The organism is Aminobacter sp. GW821-FHT11F06, assembly GCF_058808215.1.
This window is the reverse complement of record NZ_JBXARL010000003.1, coordinates 296148-310448: the sequence shown is the minus strand read 5'-3', so window position 1 is coordinate 310448 and position 14301 is coordinate 296148. Positions and strand designations below refer to the sequence as shown.

The 14301-nt window shown below is 63.8% G+C and carries 14 protein-coding genes and 2 riboswitches; of the genes, 8 read left to right on the top strand and 6 right to left on the bottom strand.

The features are described 5' to 3' along the window. The first annotated feature begins 62 nt into the window (after positions 1-62). Positions 63-755, top strand: a complete 693-nt coding sequence (locus AC1RTB_RS09360) for a winged helix-turn-helix transcriptional regulator (protein ID WP_492877679.1) — start codon at positions 63-65, stop codon at positions 753-755. Here AC1RTB_RS09360 and AC1RTB_RS09355 read toward each other — a convergent pair. The 3 genes from AC1RTB_RS09355 to AC1RTB_RS09345 all read right to left on the bottom strand — a co-directional run bounded on the left by AC1RTB_RS09355 (position 752) and on the right by AC1RTB_RS09345 (position 2636). Continuing rightward, positions 752-1213 carry a GFA family protein gene (locus AC1RTB_RS09355; protein ID WP_492877681.1) on the bottom strand — a complete coding sequence of 154 codons (462 nt, stop codon included), beginning with the start codon at positions 1211-1213 and terminating at the stop codon, positions 752-754. The two genes, AC1RTB_RS09360 and AC1RTB_RS09355, sit on opposite strands and share 4 nt — an antisense overlap. A 113-nt stretch (positions 1214-1326) precedes the next feature. After that, positions 1327-1800, bottom strand: coding sequence for a 6,7-dimethyl-8-ribityllumazine synthase (locus AC1RTB_RS09350; protein ID WP_492877683.1), 474 nt, complete (start codon positions 1798-1800; stop codon positions 1327-1329). Between the two features lie 76 nt (positions 1801-1876). Next, a riboswitch (FMN riboswitch) is annotated at positions 1877-2023 on the bottom strand. A gap of 58 nt (positions 2024-2081) precedes the next feature. Then, complete coding sequence (locus AC1RTB_RS09345) at positions 2082-2636, bottom strand: sugar O-acetyltransferase (protein ID WP_492877685.1); 555 nt, start codon at positions 2634-2636, stop codon at positions 2082-2084. A 172-nt stretch (positions 2637-2808) separates the two neighbouring features. Between AC1RTB_RS09345 and AC1RTB_RS09340 the strand changes: the two genes are divergently transcribed. Together AC1RTB_RS09340 and AC1RTB_RS09335 are read left to right on the top strand one after the other, a co-directional pair. Continuing rightward, entirely contained in the window at positions 2809-3270 is a 462-nt protein-coding gene (locus AC1RTB_RS09340) for a DUF4126 domain-containing protein (protein WP_492877687.1), read from the top strand. Beyond that, positions 3267-4652 (top strand): FAD-containing oxidoreductase, encoded by a 1386-nt coding sequence (locus tag AC1RTB_RS09335; RefSeq protein ID WP_492877688.1) that lies wholly within the window; start codon positions 3267-3269, stop codon positions 4650-4652. The genes AC1RTB_RS09340 and AC1RTB_RS09335 overlap by 4 nt, the downstream gene beginning before the upstream one ends. Before the next feature lie 2 nt (positions 4653-4654). On the opposite strand, the gene AC1RTB_RS09330 is transcribed toward AC1RTB_RS09335, so the two are convergent. Continuing rightward, positions 4655-5422, bottom strand: coding sequence for an isocitrate lyase/PEP mutase family protein (locus AC1RTB_RS09330; RefSeq protein WP_492877690.1), 768 nt, complete (start codon positions 5420-5422; stop codon positions 4655-4657). Between the two features lie 426 nt (positions 5423-5848). Then, positions 5849-6304, bottom strand: coding sequence for a MarR family winged helix-turn-helix transcriptional regulator (locus tag AC1RTB_RS09325; protein ID WP_492877692.1), 456 nt, complete (start codon positions 6302-6304; stop codon positions 5849-5851). A gap of 232 nt (positions 6305-6536) precedes the next feature. Between AC1RTB_RS09325 and AC1RTB_RS09320 the strand changes: the two genes are divergently transcribed. Next, the gene (locus tag AC1RTB_RS09320) at positions 6537-8966 is read left to right on the top strand and encodes a membrane-bound PQQ-dependent dehydrogenase, glucose/quinate/shikimate family (protein ID WP_492877694.1); all 2430 of its coding nucleotides are present in this window, start codon (positions 6537-6539) and stop codon (positions 8964-8966) included. 61 nt (positions 8967-9027) lie between these two features. Here AC1RTB_RS09320 and AC1RTB_RS09315 read toward each other — a convergent pair whose 3' ends face one another. Continuing rightward, positions 9028-9918 (bottom strand): DMT family transporter, encoded by an 891-nt coding sequence (locus AC1RTB_RS09315; protein WP_492877696.1) that lies wholly within the window; start codon positions 9916-9918, stop codon positions 9028-9030. A gap of 101 nt (positions 9919-10019) precedes the next feature. Between AC1RTB_RS09315 and AC1RTB_RS09310 the strand changes: the two genes are divergently transcribed. The 4 genes from AC1RTB_RS09310 to AC1RTB_RS09295 all read left to right on the top strand — a co-directional run bounded on the left by AC1RTB_RS09310 (position 10020) and on the right by AC1RTB_RS09295 (position 14297). Further along, complete coding sequence (locus tag AC1RTB_RS09310; RefSeq protein ID WP_492943807.1) at positions 10020-10877, top strand: LysR substrate-binding domain-containing protein; 858 nt, start codon at positions 10020-10022, stop codon at positions 10875-10877. Positions 10878-10996: 119 nt separating this feature from the next. Continuing rightward, a complete protein-coding gene (locus tag AC1RTB_RS09305) occupies positions 10997-12163 on the top strand; it encodes an MFS transporter (protein ID WP_492877700.1) in 1167 nt (388 codons plus the stop codon). A 32-nt stretch (positions 12164-12195) separates the two neighbouring features. After that, positions 12196-12409, top strand: a riboswitch (cobalamin riboswitch). A gap of 112 nt (positions 12410-12521) precedes the next feature. Then, on the top strand, positions 12522-13337 hold the full coding sequence (locus tag AC1RTB_RS09300) for an ABC transporter ATP-binding protein (protein WP_492877702.1): 816 nt from the start codon (positions 12522-12524) through the stop codon (positions 13335-13337). A gap of 15 nt (positions 13338-13352) precedes the next feature. Next, positions 13353-14297, top strand: a complete 945-nt coding sequence (locus AC1RTB_RS09295) for an ABC transporter substrate-binding protein (protein WP_492877704.1) — start codon at positions 13353-13355, stop codon at positions 14295-14297. Positions 14298-14301: the final 4 nt, after the last annotated feature.

Sequence of the window (14301 nt, the reverse complement as noted above, 5' to 3'; positions counted from 1 at the left end):
GTGAACCGGTGCGCGAATACGGCTTTTGCGCTATAAGGGCACGTTCCTTGCTGGTGATGCAGATGAGCGATCGCGGCGGATACAGTCAGTTTTGCCCTGTTTCGATGGCGTCCGAGGTGCTTTGCACGCGCTGGACGACGCTTGTCGTGCGCGAAATGCTGATGGGATCGAGCCGTTTCAACGATCTGAGGCGCGGCGTGCCGCGGATGTCGCCGGCATTGCTGTCCAAGCGCCTGAAGGAACTCGAGCGCGCCGGCGTGGTGGTCACCGACCGGGGCGCTTCAGGCAGCGTCGAATACCGCCTCACCGAGGCGGGCGAGGATTTGCGCCCGATCATCCTTGGCCTTGGCGACTGGGGCCATCGCTGGGTCGAATCCCAGCTAACCCTCAGGAATCTCGATCCATCGCTCCTGATGTGGGACATGCGCAGGAACCTCAATCCGCAACCGCTGCCACCGAGGCGCTGCACGATTCACTTTCTGTACCCCGAATTGCCGCAGGCACAGCAGAACTGGTGGCTGGTGGTCGATGACGGGGCGGTTGACCTGTGCAATTCCGATCCGGGCTTCGATGTCGACCTCAGGGTCATGGGCTCCTTGCGCAGCATGACTTCGGTGTGGATGGGCCTGAGCGGCCTGCGCCAAGAAATCGATTCCGGGCAATTGGAGCTCGATGGCGACGACAAGATCGCCCGCGCGATGCAGGCCTGGCTCGGCCTCAGCACCTTCGCCTCAGTGGCGCGGCGCGTGCCCTAGCTCCGCGCCCAGGCCTGGTACTCCTGCATCAGCGGCTCAAACTCCTCCATCGCCGGGAACTCCGGGAAGCTCCTGACAGCGCCGGTTTCGGCGAAGGACAGTTTCGTGCTGATGAAGGTTTCCATGTACGGCCGGAACCAGCCTGTTTCCTCCAGCATTGTCGGCCGCACATTGACGAACCAGTCCACGCCCTCGATGCGGGTGAACATCCATGTCTTGCAATGATCGCAGAAATGATGGTGCAGCTCCTGGCCATGCAGGCCGCCGATGACGGTCTCGCCTTTGGTGACCGCGAACCCGTCGGCCGGCACCATCGCCGTCAGCGAATAGGCCGAGGACGACATCTTCTGGCAGCCCGGGCAATGGCAGGCGGCGGTGCAGATTGGCGGCTTGGACACCTCGATCTCAATCTGGCCGCAGCGGCACGCGCCTTTGAGCGGAAGCGGAATGGCTGACATTGCAGGCTCCTTGTCTGACACGCCGCGATCATGCGATCCCGGCGTGTCGATGCATAGGGCCAGACGTGCCGATGCCTCTCCCCCTGTCGAGGGAGAGGCTTTGCGAGGCAGGGTTAGGCGGCGACGAGTTCGCGGGCCTTGAGCAACTCGACGCAGGCATGGGCCGCTTCCCTGCCCTTGACCTTGAAGTGGTCGAAGAAGAAGCGGTGATGCTCGGCACTGTCATGATAATTGTGCGGTGTCAGCACCGCCGACAGCACCGGCACGCCTGACGAAAGCTGCACGTTCATCATGCCGTCGAGCACCGCCTGCGCCACGAACTCATGGCGGTAGATGCCGCCATTGACGACAAAGGCAGCGCCGAGGATCGCGGCATAACGGCCGGTTTCGGCGAGGGTCTTGGCAAACAATGGGATTTCGTAGGCGCCGGGCACGTCGAAGATGTCGACGGCGATGCGGCCGCCACCCAGCGTCTCGATGTCGGCAACGAAGGCATTGACGCATTCGTCGACGATGTCGGCATGCCAGCGCGCACGGATAACGGCAACGCGGCGGGTAGAAAAGTCTTTCGGGGATTGCTGATTCATGGGTCCATCCTTCCGTTTCGAACCAGAATCAGGACGCACGAGACGGAATCCCGGCAGCTCGCGCCACCGCTTTCCCGTTCGTTCTCTTCCATCCGGACTATGACCGTCGGCTCCGGAATCACACCGGATCTGCTGACCCTTCCGCTTCAGGAAGGCGCTCGCGGGCTTGGGTCCGAGAACCCTTACCGCCGGTGGGGACTTTCACCCCGCCCTGAGAACATTAACGCCTCCGATATGGCGGCGGCGGACCATCCTGTCAATCACAGGAATAATAGTTTCAGCTATCTGGCGATCGGCCGTGCCGGGTTGCCGACGACGGTCACACCGGCAGGCACATCCTTCGTCACCACCGAGCCCGCGCCGACAATGGCGTCGTCGCCAATGGTGATGCCGCCCAACAAGATGGCGCCGCCGCCGATCCAGACATTTTCGCCGATCGTGACCGGCCGGCCGATTTCAAGGCCGGCGCGCCGTTTTGCAGGGTCCTTGTGGTGCTCCGGACAATAGATCTGCATATTGGGGCCGAGCATCGTCGCCTTGCCGATGCGCACCGGTGCCGTGTCGAGAATGGTGCAGCCGGCATTCATGAACACGTCGGCGCCGAGATGGAGGTTGAAGCCATAGGCGCAATGGAACGGCGCTTCGATGCGCGCGCCCTCACCTGCCGAACCGAGCAATGCCCTGAGCTTGGGCGCGATGTCGCCACGCTGGGCAGGTGGCAGCGAACAGTGCTCGAAGACGGCATCGGCGGCTGCGGCACGCATGGCGTCGAGTTCCGGGTCGACGCAATTGTACCAATCGCCCGCCGCCATCTTTTCGCGTTCGCTCAACGCCATGACACGATCCTCTTTGTTGGCTCAATGCCAAATCACAGAAGCATGAAGATGCAAAGCCCGTCACTGGCCAAACGGACAGGCTGTGCTAGCCTGACGATCTGGCGGCGAGCCGGTGACTGGCGGACTGCACGACAAGGGCATTTTCGGACCAGTCACATCCAGGGGACAACGGATGATTTATCTACTCGCGCTGCTCATCGGACTTGTTGCTGGCTTGAGGGCCATGACCGCGCCTGCGGCGGTTGCCTGGGGCGCATATCTCGGCTGGCTGCCGCTCGCCGGCACATGGGCCGGTTTCATGGGGCACTGGATAACGGTCGCGATCTTCACCGTGCTCGCGCTCGTCGAATTCGTCACCGACCAATTGCCCTCGACGCCAAGCCGCAAGGTGCCGCAGCAATTCGGCGCCCGCATCGTCATGGGCGCGTTCTGCGGCGCCGTGCTGGGCACTGCCGGCGGTGCGATGATCGGCGGGCTGGCCGCCGGCGTGATCGGTGCCATTCTCGGCACGCTTGGAGGTGCTGAAGTGCGGGGCCAGCTTGCGGCTGCCTTTGGCAAGGACCTGCCGGCTGCGCTCATCGAAGATGCGGTTGCCATCGTCGCCGCGCTGCTCATCGTGAGTGCTGTGGCATGACGGCGGCCAAAAGCTTCGACGCCATCATCATCGGCGCCGGACAGGCGGGACCGCCGCTGGCCGGGCGGCTGACGGCGGCGGGCCAGACAGTGGCGCTGGTCGAGCGCAAGCTTGTCGGCGGCACCTGCGTCAACACCGGCTGCAAGCCGACAAAGACAATGGTGGCGAGCGCTTATGCCGCCCATCTCGCCCGCAACGGCGCCGACTACGGCGTTGTTTCTGGCAGGCCGGTCAGCGTCGACATGAAGCTGGTGAAGGCGCGCAAGGACAAGGTGACAGTCGATTCCCGCAACAACCTCGAAAGCTGGATCGCCGGCATGAAGGGCTGCACGCTCTATCGTGGCCATGCCCGCTTCGAGGGACCGCACGAGGTGCGCGTCGGCGACGAGCTTTTGTCGGCGCCCCGCATTTTCCTCAATGTCGGCGGCCGCGCCAACATCCCCGACATGCCGGGCATAAACGACATCGACTATCTGACCAACAGCGCGATGATGGAAGTCGACGTCCTGCCGAAGCATCTCGTGGTCGTTGGCGGCAGCTATGTCGGGCTCGAATTCGCCCAGATGTTCCGTCGCTTCGGCTCCAAGGTGACGGTGGTGGAAAAAGGCCCACGGCTGGTCTCGCGCGAGGACGAGGACGTGTCCGAGGCGGTGAAGGGCATCCTTGAGAACGAAGGCATAGCACTCAGGCTCAACGCCGAATGCATCAGTTTCGCGCGCCATGCCGACGGCGTGACGGTGGGTGTGGATTGCATCAGCGGTGATCGCGCCGTCATTGGCTCGCATGTGCTTTTGGCCATCGGCCGCAAGCCCAACACCGACGACCTCGATCTCGGCAAGGCGGGCGTCGAGATGGACAAGCGCGGTTATGTCGTGGTCGACGATCAGCTCCGAACCAGCGTACCGCATATCTGGGCGATGGGCGATTGCAACGGCAAGGGCGCCTTCACCCACACCTCCTACAACGACTTCGAGATCGTTGCGGCGAACCTGCTCGACAACGACCCGCGCAAGGTTTCCGACCGCATCGAGGCCTATGCGCTTTACATCGACCCGCCGCTCGGCCGCGCCGGCATGACGGAGACTGCGGCGCGCAAATCCGGCCGCAAGGTGCTCGTGGGCCAGCGCCCGATGACGCGGGTCGGACGCGCCGTCGAAAAAGGCGAAACCCAGGGCTTCATGAAGATTCTCGTCGACGCCGACACCAGGGAAATCCTTGGTGCCGCAGTGCTCGGCACCGGCGGCGACGAGGCGATCCACGCCGTGCTCGACCTGATGTATGCCAAGGCGCCGATCGAAACGCTGCAGCGCGCCGTGCATATCCATCCGACGGTGTCGGAACTCTTGCCAACGATTGCCAGCGAGCTGAAGCCGTTGACCTAAAACTATTCGAACGCCGCCCTTGCCTTGGCCTCCAGCCATTCGGCCATCTGCCGGTAAGGCACCGGGCCATAGCTGATGCGGCCGACGCCAAGCTCGGCCAGCTTCGCCTTCGCAGGCACATGCGCCAAGGCGATGATGTTGACCGGCAGGGACACGGCCTTGCACAGCCTGCCGATCAGCTTCTCGTCGCCGAGGCCAGGCGCGAAGAAACCGTGCGCGCCAGCCTCTTCGTAAGCCTTGGCGCGCTCGATCGCGGCATCGACATGCGCGTCGTTGTGCTCGTCGTATTTGGCTTTCAGGAAAATGTCGGTGCGGGCATTGATGAAAGCAGGAATGCCCGACGCCTTGACTGCCTCGGCCACAGCCGAAATGCGCTCCGCCTGGAAGGCGATGTCGTGCAGGCCGCTGCCGCCGACGATCTGGTCCTCGAAATTGAAACCGATGGCTCCGGCCTCCAGGGCGCGCGTCACTGTCTTGGCGACGGTTTTGGGCTCAACGCCATAACCGCCTTCGAGATCCATGGTCACAGGCAGGCCAACGGCGGCGACGATGCGGCGGATGTTGTCGAGCGCAAGCTCAAGCGGAATCTTCTCGCCGTCGGCGAAGCCAAAGGCAGTCGCCACCGGCGCGCTTCCCGTGGCAATCGCCTTCGCGCCGGCCTTGGCGATGATCGCAGCGCTACCGGGATCCCAAACGTTGTAGAGCACCACCGGATTGCCCTTCACATGCAGGGCATGGAAGGTCTTCGCCTTGTCGATCTGGCTGGTCATGGATTTGTCCTCCTGAGCGTGGCGGGCAAACTAGCAGGGCTGCGAGACTTCGCCATGGCGCAGAACGCGATAAGTGGGTGGCCAGGTGACGCCACCGTCGGGATCAGGAGCAAGCAAGCGCAGCTGAATATCCTGATGGCATTCAGGCCATTGCAACGTCACGGCATGGATCCCCGGGATCTCCGCACTCGCTTCGCTCGCGCTCCAACCCGAGGATGACGAGCTTCACTGGCCATTTCCGCCAATCTCCAACCGTCGCGACTAGCGGGGCTGCCCCTTGCCTTCGTCATCCTCGGGCGGAGCAGGAGCGCAGCGACGTGCGGAGTTCCGGGGATCCATGCCGCGAGGCCGACGCTATTGTTGCGGTCCAGGATGAAGGAGCGATCGGACACCTTGCCGGACCTCAACGCCAGAACCACAAATGGCTCAGCCAGCGTCGGGATCGGCCGCCAGCAGGCGCTCTTCAAGCCGCGAGAGCAAGCCAATCGCGATCTTCAATTCACCGGCGTCCTCGCCGGCCAGAAGCTCGGTGCGCAATTGCTCGAGAATGCGCTCGATCTCATCGACCCTGACACGGCCGGCATCGGTCAGCGACAGTATTTTCGCACGCCGGTCGCCGGGATCGCCGCTTCGGGTGATCAGGCCGTCGGCAACGAGCAGGTCGACGATCCGCACGAGTGACGGCCCCTCGAAACCGAGATGATCCGCAATCGAACCCTGGCGGATATTGTCGCCCAGTCGCGACAGCGCGACGAGCGGCATGGCGGTGGCGTGCGACAGCCCGCAATCGTCGAGCGCGCGGTCAGCGGCATGCCGCCACAAACGGGCAACGGAAAGCAGGTTCTTTCCGAAATTGGCTTGGTCGACGGCCCTATTGGACATTCGAAAAAGATAACATACTATCTATTAGGATGCGATTGGATTCTTGGAACGCGCATAGTGCCGCCGAAGGTCGAATTCCGATTTTCGGGCCGATGCGCAGGCCGCCAAAGGCGGCGCCGGTTCTGTGCGGACGTAAGTCGAGGAGACGCCCGCAGAGCACCGGCATGACGGTCGCAACTGCCGTCGTCCACAAGGGCTACGGTGACGTGTTCAATCTTCGCAGGTAATCAAAATGGCAGCACAACGGACAAGCGGAGGCAGCGGCGGCTGGCTCCTGGTTCTATTTGGCCTGCTCATGGTCATCATCGGCGCGCCGCTCGTTTATGGCGGCGTCCAGCTGATTGGCCTGGGTGGCTCATGGTACTACGCAATCGCCGGCCTCGGCATCATCGTCTCGGGCATTCTTTACGCGATGCGCCGCAAGTCGGGGCTCTGGCTCTACGCCATCGTGTTCCTGGCGACCATCGCCTGGGCAATCTGGGAATCCGGCCTTGAGTTCTGGCCGCTGGTGCCGCGCCTTGTGGCGCCGGCTGTCATTGCAATCCCGGCACTGCTGCTGGCACCGCTGTTTGGCTCGGGCAAGCGCGTGCCGTTCGCGCTCGCTGGCCTTTTGGTGGCGGCTCTTGCCGCCACCGGCATCTATGCCTTCACCCCGCATGACGTGACGCGCAATGCTTTCGCCAAGGCAGAGATCGCGCCCTCAGTTCCCCCAGCCGCCGCAAGCGCCACCGACTGGCGCTTTTATGGCCGCACCCCGGCTGGCACGCGTTATGCGCCGATCGACCAGATCAACGCCGGCAACGTCGACAAGCTCGAGGTTGCCTGGACGTTCCGTTCCGGCGACACACCGCAAGGTTCCGGCCAGGATCAGAGCACGCCGCTCTTTGTCGGCGACACGCTCTACACCTGTTCGCCGACCAACATCGTCCATGCGCTGAACCCCGACACGGGCGAGGTGAAGTGGAAGTTCGACGCCAAGGCCAAGTCGCCGCTGTGGCAGCGCTGCCGTGGTGTGAGCTACTACGAACCTACCGTGGTTCCGGTTCAGGCCGAGGCGGCAGCACCGGCTGACACCACAACGGCGCCTGCCGATGGCACTGCAGTTCCGGCAGCTCCGGTGGTTGCGGCATCAAACGCCTGTGCTGGCCGCATCGTCATGACGACCATCGACGCGCGCCTGATCCAGCTCAACGCCAAGACGGGCGAGCTGTGCCAGGATTTCGGCAATGGCGGCATCGTCGATCTCAAGCAGGGCATGGGCGAGATCAAGGACGGCTTCTACTTCCAGACCTCCGCCCCCACCGTCATGCGCGACCTGATCATGGTCGGCGGTTGGGTGTGGGACAATGTTGAAACCGGCGAGCCTTCGGGCGCTGTCCGTGCCTTCTCGGCCCGCACCGGCGAACTTGTCTGGGCCTGGGATCTTGGCAACCCCGCCATCACCAAGCTGCCGCCGGAAGGCGAAAGCTATACACGCGGCACGCCCAACGTCTGGTCGACGCCGGCCTATGACGACGCGCTCGGCCTCGTCTACCTGCCGACCGGCAACGCCACTCCCGATTTCTGGGGCGCGCATCGCAGCAAGGCGGCCGAGGAATACAGTGCTTCGGTCGTGGCCCTGGACATGGAAACCGGCAAGGAACGCTGGAAGTTCCAGACTGTGCATCACGACATCTGGGACTATGACGTTCCAGCGCAGCCGGCACTCTACGACGTGCCGGACGGCAAGGGCGGCAACACCCCTGCCCTGATCCAGCTGACCAAGCGTGGCCAGATCTTCATGCTCGACCGCCGCGACGGCAAGCCGATCGCCGAAGTCGAGGAAAAGGCCGTGCCGCAAGGTGCCATGGACGGCGACTTCACAGCGCCGACCCAGCCCTATTCGGTCGGCATGCCGTCGATCGGCACCGAGCCGCTCAGCGAAGCCAGGATGTGGGGTGCCACGCCCTATGACCAGCTCTACTGCCGCATCGAGTTCAAGAAGCTGCGCTACGACGGCGAGTTCACGCCGCCGAGGACCGACCGCAGCCTGCTCTATCCGGGCTATTACGGTGGCATGAACTGGGGCAGTGCGGCCATCGACGAGGCGCGTGGACTCCTGATCGTCAACGACATCCGCATGCCGCAGTTCGTCCAGCTCATCCCCCGCGAGCAGGCCGACAATTATGGCGGTTCGGCCGCTCATGACGGCCTGTCGCAGCAGAAGGGCACACCTTATGGCGCACTGAAGAACGGCTTCATGTCGCCACTCGGCGTACCTTGCCATGAGCCGCCCTACGGCACCATCAGTGCCGTCGACCTCAAGTCGCGCACGCTTGTCTGGCAGGTGCCGGCCGGCACGCTTGAGGATACCGGGCCTCTCGGCATGAAGACCGGGCTGCAGATCCCGATCGGCATGCCGACGCTGGGCGGACCGATGGCGACATCGGGTGGCGTGGTCTTTTACGCCGGCACGCAGGACTACTATCTGCGCGCGCTCGACGTGGAGACCGGCCAGGAGCTGTGGAAGGGTCGCCTGCCCGTCGGCGCCCAGGCGACGCCGATGACCTATGTTTCGCATGAAAGCGGGACCCAGTACGTCGTCATCTCGGCCGGCGGCGCGCGTCAGTCGCCCGATCGCGGCGACTACATCGTCGCCTACAAGCTGCCAAAGCAGAACTGAGCTTCGACGATATCAACACCGGACGGGGCGCCTTCGGGCGCCCCTTTCTTTTGAAGGCCCATCAGGCGGCGGAAACACGCCTTATCGGTAAGCGCCAGCCAAGCCTGACGCCCAGCGTCGCCACCGCGATCAACGCCATGCCGACGCCTTGCGCGATGCCGATCGGGTGGTCGTAGATCGCCCAGTCGATGATGATGGCGACGACCGGATAGATGAAGGTGAGCACGCCGATCACTGGCGTTGTCAGGCGCGGATAGGCCGAAAACATCATCACATAAGCGATGCCGGTGTGCAGCACGCCGATGCCGACCAGCCAACCCCACGACACCAGCGGGACATCGCCGGAGATGTTGGCGAAGGGTGCCAACATAACGACGCCGACGACGGTCTGGCACAGCACGGTGATCTCCGGCCGCTGCGCGCCGAGCCCCTTGGCGAGGATCGTCACCACCGCGTAGAGGAATGCCCCGCCGATCGCCATGGCGATGCCGACTGCCCAGGCTGACGTGACCGGGGTGGTGGAGGCGACAAGACCGCTCGCCAGCACGACGCCCAGGAAGGCCGCGCCCATCCAGGCAATCTGGTCGGCGGTGATGCGCTCCTTGAGGAACAGCACGCCGATGAGGACCACGAAGAATGGCTGGATGTGATAGAGGATCGTCATCACCGCGATAGAGGTTTTGGCGAAGCCGGCGAAGAAGGCTGTCCAGCTCAGCACCATGCAAACACCGCAAAGTGCTGCGCGGGCGAGACGGCCTAACGACAAAGAACGGTCCGGCAGGTAGCCGCGCAGCAAGCACCAGGCGCCGAGGAACACCGCGCCGAAAAAGCAGCGCCAGAACACCGTGGTCACCGGGTCAAGGCCGGCTTGCGTGACAAATGCACCGACGGTGCCGGCGATCGCCATCGCCACGGCGAGGCTCAATGCGGGAAAGCGGGATGTATCGGTCATGCGGGCGTTTCCAGATCGTGCTGTGCTCCAGCAAGCCAGCATTGACTGCTTCATTCAAACGAATAGATTTGGCAAACCCTATTCGAAATGCTGATACCACCATGGCCATGCCGCTCGATCTCGACCTGCTCAGAACCTTTGTCGCGGTCGCCGACAGTGGCAGCTTCTCCCATGCCGCATCGCGTGTCGGCCGCAGCCAGTCGGCCATCAGCATGCAGATGCAGCGGCTGGAGCAGAGCGTCGGCAAACAGCTGCTGGTCCGCGGTTCGCGGGCGGTGACCACCAACGCGATCGGCGAAGAACTGCTGGCTTACGCGCGCAGGCTATTGAAACTCTCCGATGAGGCATGGGCCAGCGTCACCCGTCCCGAAGAAGCCGGCAGCGTGTGCCTTGGCGTGCCGGACGACTATGCGGCGTTCCTATTGCCGCCGGTGCTGTCCCGCTTTGCCGCCGCCCATCCGCTGGTGAATGTTGAACTGATCTGCGAGCAGTCGACCTCGCTGGTGAAGACCTTCGCCGACGGCAAGCTCGACCTCGCCATTATCACGCGCGGACCGGAGCAGGCGATCGAAGTGCTGCAGCGCGAGCGCCTCGTCTGGGTCGCCTCGCCCAACCATGTCGCCTGGGAGATCGATCCCCTGCCCGTGGCGCTATTCGAACCCGGCTGCGTTGCGCGCCGGAGCGTGCTGCAGGTGCTGGGTGCAGCCGACCGGTCGTTCCGCAGCACCTATTCCAGCGCCAGCCTTCTCGGCTTGATCGCCGTGGTGCAGGCGGGGCTAGCAGTCGCCGGTCTTGCCCAGCGCAGCGTGCCGCCGTCGCTGCGCATCATCGGTGAAAACGAAGGATTACCGGCGCTTCCGGAGATGGAAATCGGCATCCTGCGCAATCCCCAATCGGCCAATGCCGCGGTCGAACGCCTCTATGACTTCCTTCGCCGCGACCTGACGCAGCAATCCTGACCGGCTGCATGGCTGCCATGCGGCCAGTGCATCGCTGCATTGCAGCAACGTCGCTTGTGCATCGGCAGACGAAGGGGAAAAGTGAATCTAAATCGTTTCAGCCCTCCCCGAGTCCGCCCATGCCCTTGCCGATCTTCGCTCTGGCCGTTGCATCCTTTTGCATCGGCACCACCGAATTCGTCATCATGGGGCTATTGCCCGAGGTCGCGGCCGACCTCGGCGTGTCTATCCCGGCGACGGGGCTACTCGTCACCGGCTATGCGCTTGGCGTGGTCATCGGGGCGCCGATCATCGCCATCGGCACGGCGCGATTGCCGCGCAAGCCGGTGCTGATCGGGCTTGCAATGCTGTTCGTGCTCGGCAACCTGCTCTGCGCCATCGCCCCGACTTACTGGACGCTGATGGCCGCCCGCGTCATCACCGCCTTCGGCCACGGCGCCTTTTTCGGCATTGGCTCGGTGGTGGCGGCGAGCCTTGTGCCCAAGAACCAGCGCGCCAGCGCCATCGCCCTTATGTTCGCCGGCCTGACGCTCGCCAACATCCTGGGCGTGCCCGGCGGCACTGCACTTGGCGAAGCCTATGGCTGGCGCATGACCTTTTTCGCTGTCGTTGTCATCGGGTTGATCTCGGTCGCGGCAATCGCCTTTCTGGTGCCGGCAGGCGTTGCCCCTCCCGGCAAGGGCGGCATCGCGGGCGAGGTCAAGGTGCTGGGCAAGCTGCAGGTGTGGCTTGCGATGATCATCTCGGCACTCGCCTCGGGCAGCCTGTTTGCCGTCTTCACCTACATCAAGCCGATCCTCACCGACGTCACCGGCGTATCGGTGGATTCGGTGACCTGGATCCTGCTTTTGTTCGGCGGCGGCATGACCATCGGCAACATCATCGGCGGCAAGCTCGCCGACTGGAAGCTGATGCCGACGGCCCTTGGCGCACTGATCATCATGGCCGCGATCCATGTCGCCTTCGCCGCGTGGAGCACGAGCGCGCCACTGGCGATCCTGCTCATTTTCATGTGGGGCGTCATCACCTTCGTCATCGTGCCGCCGATGCAGATGCGCGTCGTTGAGACCGCATCCGAGGCGCCCAACCTCGCCGCGACCCTCAACCAGGGCGCTTTCAATGCCGGCAACGCCGCCGGCGCCTGGATTGGCGGTGCCGCCATTTCCTGGGGCGTGAGTTATGCCGACCTGCCGCTTGTCGGCGCGGCGATTGCACTTTGCGCCTTTGGCGTAGCGCTTTTGTCCTTCACCCTCGACAGGCGTGACGCAATCGAGCAAGCCGCATGACGCTTTAGCGATTGTCAGCAGTCCGTAGCTGCTGTAGCCACGACAACGATGGTTCCTGCGGCCCGACTCGGGCAACGGGATTAAATGGGAACACGGTGAGACGTTCGTCTGGACGCGAAACCGTGGCTGCCCCCGCAACTGTGAGCGGATAGCAAATCGGAGACATGCCACTGGCCGCGAGGCCGGGAAGGTTCCGAGGCGCGATCACCCGCGAGCCAGGAGACCTGCCATCATCTGTGCAATTCAAACCGGCCGGGGTGTGCCGTGGAGATGATGATGATGGCGATTGCCTATTCGATAGGTTTCGGTTCGCTGATCGGATCGTTCCGCCTGCTCCGTGCTTTCACGGAGAAAAGGCATGCTCGACCGTGTTCATGCGGCTAGCCGTCTCGTCGGCGACACCCCAGCCGAGCTTGATATCGACGCCGTCAGCTGGGGACCTCGTCCCTCGCAGCAGATTCTCGCGCCCGTAAGCATCCGCATAGCACCCGGCGAGTTGCTGGCGATCGTCGGGCCGAATGGTGCTGGCAAGTCGAGCCTGCTGCGCTGCCTCTATCGCTATCATCGCCCGAGCGGCGGCACAGTCAGGCTCGACGGCACCGACATCTGGAAGATGAAGCCGCGCGATTGCGCCCGCCGCATCGCAACCGTGTTGCAGGAACCGGCTTCCGACTTCGGCCTGACGGTGGCCGAGATCGCCGAACTGGGCCTGACGCCGCATGCGACGCGCATGCGCACCGGCGACGAAGATTATGCCCAGGTCGAGACGGCGCTGTCGCTGCTCGGCCTGACAAAACTTGCCGCGCGCGATTTCGGTTCGCTGTCGGGCGGCGAAAAGCAGCGCGTGATGATCGCCCGCGCGCTGGTGCAGAAGCCCGACCTCCTGATCCTCGACGAGCCGACCAACCATCTCGACATCCGCCACCAGCTCGAAGTGCTCGAACTGCTGCGCACGCTCGGCTGCACGGTCATCGTGTCGCTGCATGACCTCGCCCTTGCCTCGGCGCATGCCGACCGCGTGCTGGTGATGGATGGCGGCCATGCCGTTGCCGCGGGCAGCCCCACCGACATCCTGACGCCCGAACGCATTCGCGCAAGCTTTGCGGTCGGAACCACGCTCGACAGCCATCCGATCACCGGGCGGCCCCGCTTTTCCTTCCATCTCGAACGCTGAACCCAAGGAGCCCCTATGCGCCTGCCAATCATTGCCGCCGCCCTGCTCGCCACCTGCGCCTCCGCTGCCGCAAGCAGCTTCCCAGCCACCGTCAAGAGCTGCAACCGCGACGTGACCTTCGAGGCCGCGCCCAAGCGGGCGGTGTCGCATGACGTCAACCTGACCGAGATGATGCTGGTGCTTGGCCTCGCCGACAACATGGCGGGCTATTCCGGCATTTCGGGCTGGAAGACTCTGGATGAGAACGTGCGCAAGGGCGTTGGAGAGTTGCCCGAACTCGCGCCGAAATATGTCACCAAGGAAGTGTTGCTCGGCGCCGACGCCGACCTGTTCTTCGCCGGCTGGAACTACGGCATGAAGGTCGGCGGCGACGTCACCCCCGACACGCTCGCCCCCTTCAGCATCCCGGTCTATGAGCTGACCGAAAGCTGCATCTTCGTCATGAAGAAAGACAAGTCTTCGCTGCAGGACATGTACACCGACCTGCTCAATCTCGGCGCCATCTTCGGCGTGCGCGAGAAGGCGGAAGCGCTGGTGGCCGGCTATGAGAAGGAGCTCGCCGACTTCCAGGCGACGCTGCCCAGGCTGGAAAAGCCTGTCAGCGTGTTCCTCTACGATTCCGGCGAGCAGAAGCCCTTCACCGCAGGGCGCTATGCCATGCCAACGGCGATCATCGAGGCCGCCGGCGGCACCAACATCGTCGACGACGTCGAAGCGAGCTGGACCGAGATCGGCTGGGAGCCGGTGATCGAACGCAATCCCGACATCATCGTCATCGTCAATTACGGCGAGGTCACCGCCGAGCAGAAGATCGCCTTCATGCGCTCAAACCCTGCGTTCAAGGACATCGCGGCGGTCAAGAACAACCGCTTCGTCGTGCTCGAATATATCGAGGCGACACCCGGCCCGCGCAACATCGCCGCGATCAAGCGGCTCGCTGAAGCCTTCAGGGCCAACTGAGCAT

What these genes read in the sequence shown, in the direction of transcription:
- AC1RTB_RS09360 (WP_492877679.1), top strand. Translation starts at nt 63, where the DNA reads ATGAGCGATCGCGGCGGATACAGTCAGTTTTGCCCTGTTTCGATGGCG.
- AC1RTB_RS09355 (WP_492877681.1), bottom strand. Translation starts at nt 1,213, where the DNA reads ATGTCAGCCATTCCGCTTCCGCTCAAAGGCGCGTGCCGCTGCGGCCAG.
- AC1RTB_RS09350 (WP_492877683.1), bottom strand. Translation starts at nt 1,800, where the DNA reads ATGAATCAGCAATCCCCGAAAGACTTTTCTACCCGCCGCGTTGCCGTT.
- AC1RTB_RS09345 (WP_492877685.1), bottom strand. Translation starts at nt 2,636, where the DNA reads ATGGCGTTGAGCGAACGCGAAAAGATGGCGGCGGGCGATTGGTACAAT.
- AC1RTB_RS09340 (WP_492877687.1), top strand. Translation starts at nt 2,809, where the DNA reads ATGATTTATCTACTCGCGCTGCTCATCGGACTTGTTGCTGGCTTGAGG.
- AC1RTB_RS09335 (WP_492877688.1), top strand. Translation starts at nt 3,267, where the DNA reads ATGACGGCGGCCAAAAGCTTCGACGCCATCATCATCGGCGCCGGACAG.
- AC1RTB_RS09330 (WP_492877690.1), bottom strand. Translation starts at nt 5,422, where the DNA reads ATGACCAGCCAGATCGACAAGGCGAAGACCTTCCATGCCCTGCATGTG.
- AC1RTB_RS09325 (WP_492877692.1), bottom strand. Translation starts at nt 6,304, where the DNA reads ATGTCCAATAGGGCCGTCGACCAAGCCAATTTCGGAAAGAACCTGCTT.
- AC1RTB_RS09320 (WP_492877694.1), top strand. Translation starts at nt 6,537, where the DNA reads ATGGCAGCACAACGGACAAGCGGAGGCAGCGGCGGCTGGCTCCTGGTT.
- AC1RTB_RS09315 (WP_492877696.1), bottom strand. Translation starts at nt 9,918, where the DNA reads ATGACCGATACATCCCGCTTTCCCGCATTGAGCCTCGCCGTGGCGATG.
- AC1RTB_RS09310 (WP_492943807.1), top strand. Translation starts at nt 10,020, where the DNA reads ATGGCCATGCCGCTCGATCTCGACCTGCTCAGAACCTTTGTCGCGGTC.
- AC1RTB_RS09305 (WP_492877700.1), top strand. Translation starts at nt 10,997, where the DNA reads ATGCCCTTGCCGATCTTCGCTCTGGCCGTTGCATCCTTTTGCATCGGC.
- AC1RTB_RS09300 (WP_492877702.1), top strand. Translation starts at nt 12,522, where the DNA reads ATGCTCGACCGTGTTCATGCGGCTAGCCGTCTCGTCGGCGACACCCCA.
- AC1RTB_RS09295 (WP_492877704.1), top strand. Translation starts at nt 13,353, where the DNA reads ATGCGCCTGCCAATCATTGCCGCCGCCCTGCTCGCCACCTGCGCCTCC.